This is a genomic window from Citrobacter sp. Igbk 16 (assembly GCF_028069755.1).
GTDB lineage: Bacteria > Pseudomonadota > Gammaproteobacteria > Enterobacterales > Enterobacteriaceae > Citrobacter.
The window spans coordinates 1-14,079 of sequence record NZ_JANEWJ010000025.1 but is presented as its reverse complement, the minus strand read 5'-3'; the positions used below and the strand labels follow the sequence as shown (position 1 = coordinate 14,079).

Sequence of the window (14,079 nt, the reverse complement as noted above, 5' to 3'; positions counted from 1 at the left end):
TAAAAGGCGACGTGAGTCGCCTTTTTTTAGCGAATTTGTACTTCCAGTGTGGCCGTTGCCTGATACTGTCCGGTGCGTGGAATATTGCCGGTGGTATTTACCGGAGCGGTGGTAAATGTCGAACTGCCACTGCCATCCTGATAATCATCGACGGGCAATTCCGTGCTGCCGTTCGGCACGATGGTATTGTCCTCTTTGTCAGAAATACGAATTCCAATATTCTCATTATCGGTTTGCAAATAGTCGTTGTTATGCGGATCGTTAGTGCCTGCTAATGACAGCGAGAGATTGGTGCCATTGGCAACGTTGCTGCAGGTTAAGTTGACGCGGGTTGTGACATGAGATTCCTGCGGGCTGTCGCCAAGGTTGCGGATATCTTTTCCCTGAATATCCGGTAGCTTCACTTCGATAATCTGTCCGGCGTTTATAGAGCAAGACTGAGGAACGGTGATCGTGCCAGAGAGCGTGACGCGCGCGACCGGCGGCACGCCTGGCGGTACGTTATCGCCGCCGCCGGTGGCGGATTTCGATAGAAACAGGTTCACGATGGTGGTTTCTGGGATGATTATCTCACCGACCAACGGATGGGTAATGTAGATCCTGACCCTGCCGCGGTTTCCTGCTGTCATCGCCCTCATATCTGCCCCAGTGCAGCCACCTCCTGTTGCGTCAAGGTTGCTGACGGCGGAAAAAGGCACGGGGACAAATTGCCCGAGTTTGCCAGCAATGTAGGTTTCAGAGCCGATCTCCAGCTTTCCCGCGACCAGTACGTAATAATACATATAGCCGTAGTAGCGGCTCTCACTGTAGGTGCCTTTTTGCGTCAGGTCGCCGGTTGTGGCGGTAAAGTAGTTATAGCCCCGATAATCAGTATTATCGCAATCACATACGGCGTTGTAGGTAGCGCTGCCGGACCAATTCGATTCAATAATCGTCCCCCGCTGGTTGTTGTCTGTGCTGTCGATCGTCTGATTGACATCAAACGGATAATTTCGGGTGCCGCTTGTCGATTCGCACCATCCTGTACCGTTGCCAAAGTCTTCGGCCCTGGCGCATCCGGAAAGCGCGACTAACAGTAGTGCACAATACTTCAATTCTTTCAGGTTCATCGTATTCCTTTATTGGCACTGAGCCTGGCTTGTCACAATGCCATTGAGATTTTTTTGCGGGTCGAGGTGGTAGCTGGCGCGGCAGGTTTCATTCGCACTGTTTCCCCATCTCACGACAAGCACGCCTTCCTCTGGCAGCCCGCTCAAGAACACCTGTCCTTTATCAGCGACAATATTGGCCAGACTCTCGTTTTGTTGCGTAAGGCTGACTGTCGCGCCAAAGGGCACCGCGCTTGCGTTCGCGCGCAGAAGCGTGATGAGTGCCCGGTAGCCTTTGCGCGCGTCGTAATCAGCACGCACGATGGCATTACGTGTCGGGTAGACGGTCTGGTTATTCATGGGGATATCAACGTTGTCTGCAAAAGTGCTGCTGTCCAGCGCGATATCGTAGCGGTAGTAAGGCGTGACGTTCGGGATCACTGTATATCCGCGGAAGTCGGTCGTAACGCCAGTCTGGTTGACGACCGAGACATTAGACGCGCCGGGCGCTTTGATGAGCACGGCCGCTCCGGTAATCGGTTGGCTCAGCGTTAGCCCATTTTCGTGGGCCAGCATGCCGCCGCTAATACCGTAGCTGACTTGCCGGGAGTCGGGAGACTGGCTATAACCGGCGTTCACGTTGGCATACGTTCCTTTATAGTTGGCGCTTAACCCGCCGGAGTCGCCGCCGGTAGTGCTGTGGCTTTGCTGTATGGACCAGTTCAGGTTATCGTCGCGAAGGGCAGTACCGCTCAGGCTGGTGCTGTTAACGGTAGCGTCATGCTTACGGGTGCTGAGCATATAGTTAGCGTACATGCGCGAATCGAGCAGCGCGAAAGGTACGCTTACCGAGAGCGTGAACAGTTGATCGTTTTGATAATACCGATCGTTATCTGTTGAGCTGGACTGATAGGTATTGCGGTTATAGCTGTAACCCAGGGTGTAACTCACCGCGCCAAAACGGTTGTTATAGCTTGCGCCCAGTGATTCCATTTTACGTTCACTGTGCCAATAGTTTTCTTTTATCCAGCTCAGTGTGAAGGCCCCAAGTTTTCCACCAAGCTGCTGATTTAACGAACTTTCAAAACGATTGTGGCGCTTGCCATAGTAATCGTTGAAGCTCTCGTCTGGGTCCAGCACTTCTTCAAGCGAGTTGTAGTGTTCGCTGGCGTAGCGATACCCGGCAAGTGAAAGCGTGGTCCCTGTACTGACTACCCCTTTGCTATAGCGGACGCGCCAGGATTGACCGGTTTCTTTGTGACCATCATCAAACCGGGCATGTGACCAGGTTCCGTCCAGCGAGATAGCGCCGAGCATCTGCATATTCTGCCCGATCCCCAGTGCGGCAGATTGGTATGTGTTTCCGGCAACCTGTCCGCCGCCATAGAGTGTGATCCCCCAGGGAAGGCCATAGAGCAGGGTTGCCTGGGTGAAGCTATCGCCGGTGTGGTTGTTGCCGTCCCGGTACTTCCCTGCCGTTACGCTATATTTGGCGTGCCCGGTTCGTTGCAGAATAGGCAGTGAAGCGTAGGGGACAATAAAGTGTTGTTCACTGCCGTCGGCTTCCTTGACCGTCACGTCGTAGTCGCCGTTGCTGCCGGTGGGGAACATATCGTTAATTTCGAACTCGCCAGGCGGGACGGCGGTCTGGTAAGCAACCCGGCCATTTTGTCGCACGGTGACCTGCGCGTTCGAACGGGCAATGCCGCGAATTGTCGGCGCGTAACCACGTAGGCTGTCCGGTTGCATTTGATCGTCTGATGCTAGCTGTATACCGCGAAAGGCAAGGCTGTCGAAGATGTCCGTGGGCGTGTTGCTGTCGCCGAGGGTGAGTTGACTCTTCAGCGCAATAATGTCGCGCTGAAGATAATTGTATACGGTATTCCAGCTCTGCTGCGTGTTGCCATCGCTGGTGTTGGCGTTCCAGTTGGTATAGTTACGAAAACGCCATGGTCCAACATTAATACCCGGCTGAAGTGCCAGATATTGCGAGTCGGTATCCGCCACATCGCGATTTTTTCCGAAGGTCTGATAACCGCTGAAACTGTAGTTGAGCAACAGGGCTGGGATTCCCTCCTGCCACTTTTCCGGCGGCACGTATCCTCGGGCGCTACTGGCAATGTACATTTGCGGGATGCTAATAAACAGTTGCTGTGCCTGAAAATCAAACTGCTGGCTGGCACCTGGGATCAGTGAAAGATCGGCGCATCCCCTGGCGGTATTCAACGCGGGAAAAAGTTCAGTCTTTACTCCTGCGCTTTTTAATTCCGCTGTGAGTAAACAACCCTGTAATACCTGGCGGCCATCGGGTAGAGCGACCTGTTGATAATCAACGTTTCGCGAACCCAGTGATGTCTTGTTGATTAAAATATCGGTGTAATAAGTACCCGGTAGCTGGCTTTGGTCAGTGGAAAATATGGAGAGATCTGCCGCTGTGATCTGTTGCGATCCGCGGTTTTCAATAAATGCCGGATCGAAGTAGTCCCTGGCCCAAACCTGATGCGTCAGCGCGCAGTGAAGCGCAACCATAAGAGCACTGCGTGAGAGATAAAACTGCACAGATTGTCCATTCCTCGTGCCCATAAATCATCCTTGGCCGTGTTTTTACTGCTCTTGTTTATGTATTGGTCCCGTCCCCCCAAAGTCATTAATAATTGACCAGGTGATGACACCACTCGCCCCCGACTGCAATGTGTACTGCGCGCTACCAAACGGCGGTGCATAGCGCGGTGCTTTCAGTTTGCTGCCACCGACCGCTATTTCGCCGAAATTCATGTAGTAGGGCGTTGGGTTGCGGACCGTTAATATGCTGCCGCTTCTTGACCACTGCAGCTGATTGGTCACTTTTTCGGGTGTTTGCTTTAATGACGTGGGACGGTAAATCAGTTTAAATTCCGCTTTAATCGCAATTTTAAGTTTGTTGCCTTTATCATCCGGATTAGTTCCGGGAATGGACTTGATATCTAACCAATAAAGGGACTCTCTGTCTTCGGGTATATTTCCACCTGTGCGAATAACACGTAAAACATTTCTTTTACCACCATCAAGTCGAAATAGTGGAGGGGTTACCATAAAAGGTGCATCACCTGTTTTACCCGTTTCACTAATTGACTGTACCCACGATTGAATTAAGTATGGGACGTTGTCATTATTGCTTATTGATATTGACTCATCTTTTGCATCGCCGTTAAAAATAACGCGCGTGGCACCAATGTTGATTCCTGCAGCATGAGCAAAAGGACAGGCGAAAAGGCTGACAGCAAGAACTGCCTTCGTCAAAGGATTCATCATGACCTCAACAAACAAAAGGGCCAACCCGCGTTGGCCGCTATGGATTAGTTGTATTGCAGGTAGAAGGTTGCAGTCGCGTCAACGCTGCCCGCCGTTACGGTGTCGCTGGTTGAGATAAACTGGGCAGAGAATGGCATGGAAATTTCGGTCTGGCCGCTGGTGAGCGTAGATTTCGTTGACCATGCTGATTCATCATTCAACGCCAGCGCAGTATTGGCACTATCCAGAATTTGCACGCCTACACCGGTTGCATCACCCGTGTTTGCCAGTACGCTGGTGTCATACGGGTCCTGCGTACCTTCAAAACGGGTTTGGATATTTTCGTAGATTGATGAATCGCAGTTTTCCAGATCGATGGTGAAGGCTTCATTACTTTGCGTTTGCCCGGCAGCGGTAAAAACGGAGGCAAACTGGTCTTTCAGCGTGACGTCAATAGAGCTGGTCTTGACAGTACAGGCGTTTTGCAGAATTGTCCCTGTGATGTGGACGGTGCCATCGCTTGCGGTATCGGCTAATGCAGAAGTGGATATCAATAATGAAGCGAAAACCATTGTTTTCATTTTTTTGTTCATGAGCTTAATCCTTTAAGACTAATTATTAATAACACAGTGTTAATCAAGAGTGTTAATTCATTTACTTCGTTTTTATTTTCTTATTTTGCTATATTAAAGTAAATATATAATGCTTGCTGAAATATGAGGCTGGTAAAAAATAGGAATAAACCCATACTATATTCGAATGGTGTTTAATTTATTATTTGCGCCAATTATGCCTTATGGTTTTTAAGTGTGTGTATTGTTAATAAAGTATTTAATTTTATTAATGATTCGATTAATAATATGAGGGGAATGGCTATTTCATGCGTTAAAAAAATAAATTAACCCAGGATGATCGCCATCACTGTCAAGCATGTTTGTCTGTGTCAGGATGGTTTATAGCAAAAGGAGGGATGATGATGCTAGGTTGGGTAATTACCTGTCATGACGATAAGGCACAGGATATGCTGCAGCGTCTGGAAAGAAAGTACGGTCCACAGGCACAGTGCCAGGCAGTCAGCTTCTGGCGTGGACTCAGTTCGAATATGTTAAGCCGTATGATGTGCGATGCTTTGCATGCCACAGACTCCGGTGAGGGCGTCATCTTTCTGACGGATATTGCTGGCGCTGCGCCGTACCGTGTCGCCTCGCTGATGAGTCATAAGCATCCCCAGTGTGAAGTTATTTCCGGTATCAGCTACGCATTGCTGGAGCAAATGCTAATGTCGCGGGAATCTTTGAGCAGTTCTGCCTTTCGTGACCGTATCGTGACGCTTGGTGGGCCTGACGTCTCGAGCCTCTGGCATCAACAACAGAAAAATCCGCCTTTCGTATTGCTGCATGATTTGTATGCGTGTTAATCATTGGTATTGATAGCGATTTTGCTACAATAATCGGAGTTTCTCGCCTCGGTTATCTTATATGGTGATGCGCGTTCTGTTGGTTTTGTTGCTCCTGTTCTCCGGTAGCGTTGCTGCGGCGTTGCCAGCTCGTTATATGCAAACGACCGAAGCGGCTGCTGTTTGGGCACAGATCGGTAATAAAATGGTGACGGTAGGGAATATTCGTGCCGGCCAAATCCTCTCAGTAGAGCCAATTGCCGCTGACTACTATGAATTCACCTTTGGCTTCGGTACCGGGTTTATCGATAAGGGACATCTGGAGCCTGTTCAGGGGCGGCAGAAAGTTGACGATGGTTTAGGTGACCTCAACAAACCGCTCAGCAATCAAAGCCTGATAACCTGGAAAGACACACCCGTTTATAATGCCCCGGATGTTGGGAGTGCTCCGTTTGGCGTACTGACGGACAACCTGCGCTATCCCATAATTAGTAAGCTTAAAGACCGACTCAATCAGACCTGGTTTCAGATTCGCATTGGTGGCAGGCTGGCTTATATCAGCGCGCTGGATGCACAGGAAGACCACGGTATTCCCGTGTTGACCTACCATCATATTCTGCGTGATGAAGAGAATACCCGTTTTCGCCACACCTCCACGACCACCTCTGTGCGTGCGTTCAGTAACCAAATGGCCTGGCTACGGGATCGCGGTTACACAACGTTGACGATGTATCAACTGGAAGGCTACGTGCAGAATAAAATGAATCTGCCAGCACGGGCTGTTGTGCTGACGTTCGACGATGGCCTGAAGTCGGTCAGCCGTTATGCTTATCCTGTCCTCAAGCAGTACGGGATGAAAGCGACAGCGTTTATCATTTCGTCGCGTATCAAGCGCCACCCCCAGAAGTGGGACCCGAAATCGCTGCAGTTTATGAGCATCTCTGAATTGAACGGTATCAGGGATGTTTTTGACTTCCAGTCACATACCCATTTTTTACACCGGGTAGATGACAACCATCGGCCGATCCTGCTGAGTCGTAGCTATCACAATATTCTGTTTGATTTCGCGCGCTCGCGGCGGGCGCTTGCGCAGTTTAATCCCCATGTTATTTATCTTTCGTATCCGTTTGGCGGCTATAACGCAATAGCTGTCAATGCGGCAAAAGAGGCCGGGTTCCACATGGCGGTCACGACGGTGAGAGGGAAGGTGAAGCCTGGGGATAATCCGTACTTATTGAAACGACTCTATATTTTAAGAACGGATTCACTGGAAACGATGTCGCGGCTGATCAGCAATCAGCCGCAGGGGTAGGTCAGTAGTAGGTCATCAACACGGTGGCGGCGGCTTTGAACTCTCCAGCCTTCATCGTATTGCCGTCTTTGACCAACTGAGCGGTAAAGTCGATTACGTTGGCCGTGGTACTTGAGCCTGTATCGAAGTTATAGTGTGTCTCGGCGAATGAGTTGGGGATAAACTGAGATGACGTGTTTGACCCAGACATCAGCTTGACGCCCACGCCGGAGGCGGCGTTGGTGGTGAGCGTATTCCCCAGTAGATCGTTACTGCTTCCCGTGGTTTTATTCGAGGTGATTTTTACATCAACGCCAAACAGGTTATTGCAGCCCTTAAGCTGTACGGCAACGTCATGACTACGTGCCGACTGGTTAAAATCGGCAATCATATAGTCACCGAGGTCGATATTGGTTGAGCCATCGCTGAGTGCTGCGGTCTGGCAGGTGGTGGTAGTAATGGGGATTTGAAAGCTGGTTGGGGTAACGTTGAATGTCCAGGGCTTGTTATTGCTATCGGTTCTGTCGCCAATCGCCATTTGTCCCAGCGAGAAGCTGGCTTTTGGCGTTAACGTGGCGATACCGCTGGTATTCCCGGCAAACTCGGCGTTGTACTGATAAATATGAATAAGCGCTTTCCAGGTCTTGTTTTTCCAGCGTTCGTCGTCGTGGTCAGCTTCAAGAGTTTCCCAGCCATCGGTGGTGACTCCCGTCTCTTTAAAAAAACCACCGCCTGCATCGGAATAAATTTTGGCAGTAAAGTAGATACCTGGAATATTGGTGTAATACAACGCTGCGTTGTCATCATACGCGCTCCCGGCGCGAACATAGGCTGTATCTACCTTTTCCTTCAACACCTCGCCATCGTTACCCAGGCTACAGGTGGATTGCAGAGACGGGCTTAGCGTTAAATTAACTGTGGCGAGCAATACCTCATCATTCGAATACCCGGGCCCACTGGACTGGCTCCAGCGGATATTATTTGAGGATATGCCATTCACCAGTGTTGTCGTACCGCCGCCGCCGTTACCAAACCGACACTCAATAGCGGCTTGCGCTGGACCCGCCGTAATTAACAGCGCGGCGAGCAGAAAATAAATATGCCTTACTGGCGTTCGCCGTGTGATAAACATGAGTAACCTTCCTTCATCCTGAATTAGTTATAAATGGTGCTGACCAGTACGTTGCTGGTAATTTTTCCTGTACTCACCGGGCCCGTATTTTGCAGCCGGGCATAGAACTCATACTCGGCGGCCCAGGCACTGTTCTCTATATTCATTGTGACGTTAGATGTGCCATCGCTATTGAGCACGTTAGTGTGGTGCGCAGTAGAGAAAATAACGATGCCGACGTTATCCGCGCCGCTTGCTGTCACGGGGGTCTCATTGATAAACACCTGCTTGCTGCCCGTTGGCCACTGTCCGTTTTGCGGCTGGAAACTAAAGTTCAGTGAATTTACCGTAATATTATCTCCCGGGCAGTTTTCCACTTTTATTGAGAAGGCCGTACCCGCAGCCGCATCGGTGGGGGCAAGACGTGAGCTGCCGTCAGCGTTATAAAACCAACCTTTTCCGACGGTGGGGAGATGTACCTGCCCACCGTCAGAAACCGAGATCTGGCAGGTGTTTTCAACAATATTGGCGCTGAGGGTCATCTCCAGATTTGCGTCACCGGCCTGGCAACCACATGCGACTGCCAGGCACGCCGAAAGGCTGAAGATAGAACGTATTTTTTTACTCAGCGTGAATAACACGATTCCCTACCTTATCTTCTATTGGTACGTCACCAGGAATGTGACCGGAGCTCTGATGTTGCCAGCCTTCACGTCGCTGATAGTGCGTGCCTTGGCAATCACGATCCGGGCATCCATCTCAACATCGACGTTGCTATCGCTAATGGTGATGTTCTGTGCGGGTTTGCTATTGCAGCTTAAGAGCGTGCCCGCGCCAGCTTCTCCCTTCCAGATTTCAAAACCAGTGGCGTTGCCCGCCGAGAAAGAATCGCCGTCAGAATCCGGGCCGGAACAGCCGCCACCGCTGCCGGAAGTGGCCTGAATACTGGCAGATTTAACGCCTACGCAATCGCTGAAGGCAATTTTGAAGGCTTCGCTGCGGCTCTGAGCAACCAGATCGGATTTAAATACGTCACCAAAAGCGAGTTCACTGATAGATTGTCCGCCCGCACTCTGGATTTGCGCTGTGCAGGTACCGGCTTCAATCGTTGATGTGAACGTCGCCTGGACGCTGGTGGTGCCGGTGATGTCCGCGAGCGTCACCGTGGAGTAACCGGCGGTGAGTAAGGTGGCGACGATCAAAGATGTCAGGATATATATTTTCATTTTTTGGTTCCTTGCCGTTATTCATACTCAAAATTGAACGTTGCGATGGCGCTGAAAATACCGGTTGTTCCTTTACCGGTTGCCGTTTCCATGAGGCGGGCAACTAATGGCACCTCCTGGGCGCTGATTTCGCTTGATGTCCAAAATAGGCTTTTGGCATCGTCGGTGGCGTTTATTTCAAAAGGCTGATCGGGAGTCACGGCTCGGGCAATGCTGACGCCAACGTTGCTGGCCGCATTATCGGTCGCCGAATTGCCAATGGCCGTCTGGATGCTGGAGACGTTACCGGTGATGGTGGTTTTCAGTTTGGTTAAGCTTGATGGGCAATCGACGATTTTGAGCTTAAACGCGGTTGTCGCGGAGTTGTCGGCGTTGATGATTTTATCCAGTTGGGTAATCCCGCCGCTGCCGATGGGAATAATATTGTTTGTGCCGTCACCGCTACCGCCTTCAAGGGTCATATCGCAGGTGGTCTCGCGAAGCGTTGCGGTTAATGTCAGGTCGAGATTGAGCGTGCCGCTGGCCATAGCCGACGTGCTTACGCACAGCGTTAGCAGGATGATAATACGTAAAAAGAACCGTGATGATTGCATAAAAACTCCTTGTACAAACTATTCCATCTGGCAGATTTGGTTATTTAGCATGATGCCTAATCCCACTTTCTGTGCAGACTCCGTAATGCGATATGTCACTGTACAACTACTGTTGGCGGTATTTCCCCATATGACGCGTAGCGTGCCATTGTCCTGCACGCCGCGGACATAAGCCTGCCCCGCCTGGCCGACTGCGCCTATTGAAAGCCCTTGCTCATTGAGCACGTCTGCACCAAGCGGAATAAAACCGTTGTCTGAGCGGTGCAGGTCGAGCAGCAGTGAGCGGCCCTGATCGGTTTCAAAATCAACACGAATGACGGCGCCGCTGCGCGGTACGGCGGTTGTACTGGTGTTTTTAATCTCCACGTCGGATTCAAGGTCAGAGATATCAAGACCAATCGTGTTTTCCCGGTAAGCAGATAAATACGGCATGATGGCATAGCCAGAGCCGTCGATAACGCCATCACCAGTCGTTAAATGCGCACCCTCTGCGCCGGGAGCGCTGACCAGCGCCAGCGTATCGGTGTCGCCGATGCTGCCGGGGGCGAGCGTGAGTCCGCCGGCGTGCAGCAGCATGCCGCCACTGTAGCTCAAGGAGGTCTGGCGGTTACTCCTGTCTGCTGCGGAGGCCGAAAGGCTTAAGGGGCCATAAGCGCTGTTGTAGCTACCGTATCCGCCGATTTGCCTGGTGTCGCTACCATCAGCATGAGTCGTGCTGGCATTGATGCTATAGCTGAAGCGGTAATCTTCGGTATTGCCGTTAGCGCTGGTATTCAGCGTTGAATTCTTTTTGAAGTCGGAACTCAGGCTGGTGTTGATGCTGGAGAACCCGCCCGGGGATTCTCCGTGGTTAAACAGCGTTCCCAGCGGAATACTGAGGTTGAGATACAGCCGATCGTCTTTTTCGCCGTATTCGTTATAGCTGCGCTGCAATGAAATACTGTAGCTGCCAAGACTGAATGAGTTGTTATAACCTACTGAATACTGGGATGTTGTGCTGCTGCTATTCCAGTAGTTTTGCCAGCTTCCGGTCAGATAAAGCGAACCATAATCCTTTTTTTCCGCAGCCAAAGGTTGGCTCACGTTAATCTGTATCTGATTTTTCATCCGCTGATAGCTGTCATAGGTGCTGTTACTATTGTTGTCTGTGTTGTTTTGAATTTCGTCGGTGAGCGTGGCCGCATCGCTTAGTGTCAGATAGTTTGCCGTTGAAAAACGGTAGGCGGCGACGTTGAAAGAGGTGCGTGTTGGCTCAATCAGCTTGCTCCAGGAGAGGCGATAGCTTTGGCCACTTAACGGGCCCAGGCCGCTGATATCAGCATCGGAATAGGTGGTATCGAATGAGAATGCGCCCAGCCGTGTATTGATGGCCAACCCCAGCAGGCCGGAGAAATAATGGTTATCGGCATACTGTGCGCCAGCGTATCCCGTGACAAGATCCGTTAAGCCGTAAAAGCCGGAGAGGTAGCCTACTTTGGGCCGTGTCTTCAAATTGCTATCATTCAGCTCACCCAAGCCAATATCCCAGCGGGCATTGCCGGGGCGAATGAGCTGGCTAACGGAAGAGTAGGGGACGGAAAAGGTTCGCTGGCTGCCGTCGGATTCTTCGACGGTAACTACCAGATCGCTGCCGTAGCCCACGGTGCTCAGGTCGCTAATTTCGAATTCGCCCGGCGGGACGGTGCTTTCATAAATTTTATTGCCGCTTTGCGTCACGGTGACTTTAGCATTACTGGTGGCGACACCATGAATCCTGGGCGCATACGTGGAGATCCCGCCCGGCAGCATGCGGTCATCGTTATAAATACGCATTCCGCGCAGGTTGAAAGCGTTAAATATATCGCCACGCGTATAGGAGTCGCCAAGCAACAACTGCGAATGTAGCCTTGTAAGGTCGCGCTGTAGATAAATGTCCTGACTGGCGTAGTCGGCGCCGCTATCCTGATCCCAGTTGAGGGTGCCTCGCGAACGCAGGCGCCACGGCCCAAAATTCAGACCATATTTTAGTCCAGCATAGGCGGTTTCTGTCGTGCTGTTTGCGCTATGGTTACGCCAGGCGTTGAGATCGTATGAAACCATGGCTGCGACTATCCCATCATCCCAGAGCGAAGGATCAATATAGCCGTTCGGGTGACTGTCGATATAAATCTGCGGCGAATTAAGGTTGAGCTCCTGATTACCAGAGTCAAAATTCCAACTCATACCGGGAAAGACGCTGGTGATATCAATGCAGGTTTCTTCGTCGTTATCTTTCAATTTGTCTTTAATTGCATCTGCTTTAATCCCTATCTGCATCAGTATTTTGGTAGTAAAGCAGGGGGTGGCTCGCGGCGTGTTATTGTCCTTAAAGGTAAAGTCTGTCAGTAGCTTTTTTCTTTTGTTTAGCGACAGTTGGGTTTTGAACGTCCCTGGAATAATGGGATTGCCTTTTGAGAAGCGGCTAACATCAATATTATTGCCAGTGTTAAACAAGAACAGATCGTTGAATTCGACATCTTCATCAGAAGATTGGGGTGTAGAGGTATCGACCGCATAGGATGGAGCCTGAGCAGCAAAATAGATAAAAATGCAGTAAATAGAGCGGCGCAGTAACAATCTCTTCACTAATCCATTAGTTACTAACAGCAGAGGCTCTGCTGGCAGGTTGTTATGTTATTTAATGACTGCCTGGTGTTGTTCTACTCCTCCGAAATCATTAATCGATGCATAAGTAATTTTTGCGACTTTAGCCGAACGGGTATGCGTTAATGCCATTGCCTGACTGCTGAATGGCGCGACAGTGTGTGGCTCAACCTCTTCGGGTGTGCCTCCTAACTGAGCGGTTACTTTTGCCAGCGAGATGTAATAGGGCGAATCGTTGTGTGCAACCAAAACGGATTTGCTGTTTTGCTGCTGTTGAGACCATGTGAGCTGTGCCGCTGCGGTTGAAGGACTGCTTTTCAATCCATTTGGGCGGAAGAACATTTTGATACGGGTACGGAACGCCAGTTGCAGCATATTCTGGGTTTCAACGTTTTTGGCTTTTGATGGCACCTCAAGTACGTTAAACCAGAACAGGGTTTCTCTGTCCTGAGGTAAAGGTTGACCAAGCCAGGTAATACGTACCGTCTGACCGTTTCCGGCATCGACGCGCGATACTGGTGGTGTGATGACAAAGGGAAGCTTCAATTCCTGCGGGCTCGTGGTATCGCGGCCATCGTCCAGCCAGGTTTGCACTAATAACGGCTTTTTACCGCGGTTTTCCATATTCACCGTTACGTCTTTTGCTGATTCCGGATAGATAACACGGGTGCCGGAAATCACAATATCGGCGAGAGCGACATGAGATGTCAGTAGGGTCGCGCTAAACAATAGCGCTGATTGGGCGGTTTTAGTGAGATTCATCATATTCATCCATAAATATCAAAGGCGCTTCTCCTGATAGTTAAGCGCCTGTTTATCAAATAATTATTGATAGGTCATTGTGAAGGTTGCGGTGCTGCTTACGCTACCAGAGGTGATATCCGTTGTACCTTTGACCCAGTCAGCACTGGGGACATAGGCCACGCGATAGGCGAGGGTGCCTTCACCGGTACTGATATCTGCGGTTTGAGAGTTGTTATCAGCGAGCCCGATGTTAATACGCGTTTTATCCGTGCTAGCGTTGTTGTAGAGCGCCAGGTTGACGTTGTTAGCATGGCCAGACACGACAGGATTGTTTTTTAGCGTACCGTTACTGAGATCGGCAAACTGCTGTGAGGTAAAGACCGCGGAGGCTTTTGTTAGCCCATCAGGGCAATTACTGAGTTTCAGTTCGAACTCTTTTTCACCCACCCCTTTATCGATGGTTGTGCCTTCAACATCGCTTTTCTTTACAACGGGGAGCGGAACGTAGACATCGTTTGTATCAAAGCCGTCATTGGTCGTGATGGTACAGGTCGTATCCGTGACTGCGCCATCAAATGTAATAAGACCTATGTCGACAGCCTGGGCTGAAAGAGAACCCATTGTGGCTACAGCGAAGGCGGTGGCCAGAGTTGTTTTATAAATCATATATAACATCCATTTATGAGTGGTGATGGAAAATTAATTCATTTAATTTTCTATGTGCACTTACGATTATAT

General features: G+C 50.3%; 13 protein-coding genes. 2 read left to right on the top strand and 11 right to left on the bottom strand.

Features of this window, described 5'->3' with window-relative positions:
• Window positions 1-26: 26 nt before the first annotated feature.
• From NNO03_RS16135 to NNO03_RS16120, 4 genes are read right to left on the bottom strand one after another with little or no spacing between them, the layout of a single operon-like run.
• Window positions 27-1,109 (bottom strand): fimbrial protein, encoded by a 1,083-nt coding sequence (locus NNO03_RS16135; protein ID WP_271449999.1) that lies wholly within the window; start codon window positions 1,107-1,109, stop codon window positions 27-29.
• Between the two features lie 9 nt (window positions 1,110-1,118).
• The gene (locus NNO03_RS16130) at window positions 1,119-3,671 is read right to left on the bottom strand and encodes a fimbrial outer membrane usher protein (protein WP_271449998.1); all 2,553 of its coding nucleotides are present in this window, start codon (window positions 3,669-3,671) and stop codon (window positions 1,119-1,121) included.
• A gap of 21 nt (window positions 3,672-3,692) precedes the next feature.
• On the bottom strand, window positions 3,693-4,376 hold the full coding sequence (locus NNO03_RS16125; RefSeq protein WP_271440527.1) for a fimbria/pilus periplasmic chaperone: 684 nt from the start codon (window positions 4,374-4,376) through the stop codon (window positions 3,693-3,695).
• A 47-nt stretch (window positions 4,377-4,423) separates the two neighbouring features.
• Window positions 4,424-4,960, bottom strand: a complete 537-nt coding sequence (locus tag NNO03_RS16120; RefSeq protein WP_271450024.1) for a fimbrial protein — start codon at window positions 4,958-4,960, stop codon at window positions 4,424-4,426.
• Between the two features lie 374 nt (window positions 4,961-5,334).
• Between NNO03_RS16120 and NNO03_RS16115 the strand changes: the two genes are divergently transcribed.
• Together NNO03_RS16115 and NNO03_RS16110 are read left to right on the top strand one after the other, a co-directional pair.
• Window positions 5,335-5,775, top strand: coding sequence for a PTS sugar transporter subunit IIA (locus NNO03_RS16115; RefSeq protein ID WP_271442765.1), 441 nt, complete (start codon window positions 5,335-5,337; stop codon window positions 5,773-5,775).
• A gap of 61 nt (window positions 5,776-5,836) precedes the next feature.
• Complete coding sequence (locus NNO03_RS16110) at window positions 5,837-7,066, top strand: polysaccharide deacetylase family protein (RefSeq protein WP_271449997.1); 1,230 nt, start codon at window positions 5,837-5,839, stop codon at window positions 7,064-7,066.
• A gap of 1 nt (window position 7,067) precedes the next feature.
• On the opposite strand, the gene NNO03_RS16105 is transcribed toward NNO03_RS16110, so the two are convergent.
• Genes NNO03_RS16105 through NNO03_RS16075 form a run of 7 tightly spaced genes read right to left on the bottom strand, consistent with a single transcriptional unit; the run spans window position 7,068 to window position 14,004 of the window.
• Window positions 7,068-8,177 carry a fimbrial protein gene (locus NNO03_RS16105; RefSeq protein WP_271449996.1) on the bottom strand — a complete coding sequence of 370 codons (1,110 nt, stop codon included), beginning with the start codon at window positions 8,175-8,177 and terminating at the stop codon, window positions 7,068-7,070.
• A gap of 23 nt (window positions 8,178-8,200) precedes the next feature.
• Entirely contained in the window at window positions 8,201-8,797 is a 597-nt protein-coding gene (locus tag NNO03_RS16100) for a fimbrial-like protein (RefSeq protein WP_271449995.1), read from the bottom strand.
• Window positions 8,798-8,815: 18 nt separating this feature from the next.
• Entirely contained in the window at window positions 8,816-9,382 is a 567-nt protein-coding gene (locus NNO03_RS16095; RefSeq protein WP_271449994.1) for a fimbrial protein, read from the bottom strand.
• Window positions 9,383-9,399: 17 nt separating this feature from the next.
• Window positions 9,400-9,975 carry a fimbrial protein gene (locus NNO03_RS16090; RefSeq protein WP_271449993.1) on the bottom strand — a complete coding sequence of 192 codons (576 nt, stop codon included), beginning with the start codon at window positions 9,973-9,975 and terminating at the stop codon, window positions 9,400-9,402.
• Between the two features lie 18 nt (window positions 9,976-9,993).
• Window positions 9,994-12,570, bottom strand: a complete 2,577-nt coding sequence (locus tag NNO03_RS16085; RefSeq protein WP_271450023.1) for an outer membrane usher protein — start codon at window positions 12,568-12,570, stop codon at window positions 9,994-9,996.
• Window positions 12,571-12,627: 57 nt separating this feature from the next.
• Window positions 12,628-13,362 (bottom strand): fimbrial chaperone, encoded by a 735-nt coding sequence (locus NNO03_RS16080; RefSeq protein WP_271449992.1) that lies wholly within the window; start codon window positions 13,360-13,362, stop codon window positions 12,628-12,630.
• A 60-nt stretch (window positions 13,363-13,422) separates the two neighbouring features.
• Window positions 13,423-14,004: a fimbrial protein gene (locus NNO03_RS16075; protein ID WP_271450022.1), complete on the bottom strand. Its 582-nt coding sequence runs from the start codon at window positions 14,002-14,004 to the stop codon at window positions 13,423-13,425.
• Window positions 14,005-14,079: the final 75 nt, after the last annotated feature.

Excerpts from the sequence above, each read along its gene's own strand:
- NNO03_RS16135 (WP_271449999.1), bottom strand. The coding sequence starts at position 1,109 with ATGAACCTGAAAGAATTGAAGTATTGTGCACTACTGTTAGTCGCGCTT.
- NNO03_RS16130 (WP_271449998.1), bottom strand. The coding sequence starts at position 3,671 with ATGGGCACGAGGAATGGACAATCTGTGCAGTTTTATCTCTCACGCAGT.
- NNO03_RS16125 (WP_271440527.1), bottom strand. The coding sequence starts at position 4,376 with ATGAATCCTTTGACGAAGGCAGTTCTTGCTGTCAGCCTTTTCGCCTGT.
- NNO03_RS16115 (WP_271442765.1), top strand. The coding sequence starts at position 5,335 with ATGCTAGGTTGGGTAATTACCTGTCATGACGATAAGGCACAGGATATG.
- NNO03_RS16110 (WP_271449997.1), top strand. The coding sequence starts at position 5,837 with ATGGTGATGCGCGTTCTGTTGGTTTTGTTGCTCCTGTTCTCCGGTAGC.
- NNO03_RS16105 (WP_271449996.1), bottom strand. The coding sequence starts at position 8,177 with ATGTTTATCACACGGCGAACGCCAGTAAGGCATATTTATTTTCTGCTC.
- NNO03_RS16095 (WP_271449994.1), bottom strand. The coding sequence starts at position 9,382 with ATGAAAATATATATCCTGACATCTTTGATCGTCGCCACCTTACTCACC.
- NNO03_RS16090 (WP_271449993.1), bottom strand. The coding sequence starts at position 9,975 with ATGCAATCATCACGGTTCTTTTTACGTATTATCATCCTGCTAACGCTG.
- NNO03_RS16080 (WP_271449992.1), bottom strand. The coding sequence starts at position 13,362 with ATGATGAATCTCACTAAAACCGCCCAATCAGCGCTATTGTTTAGCGCG.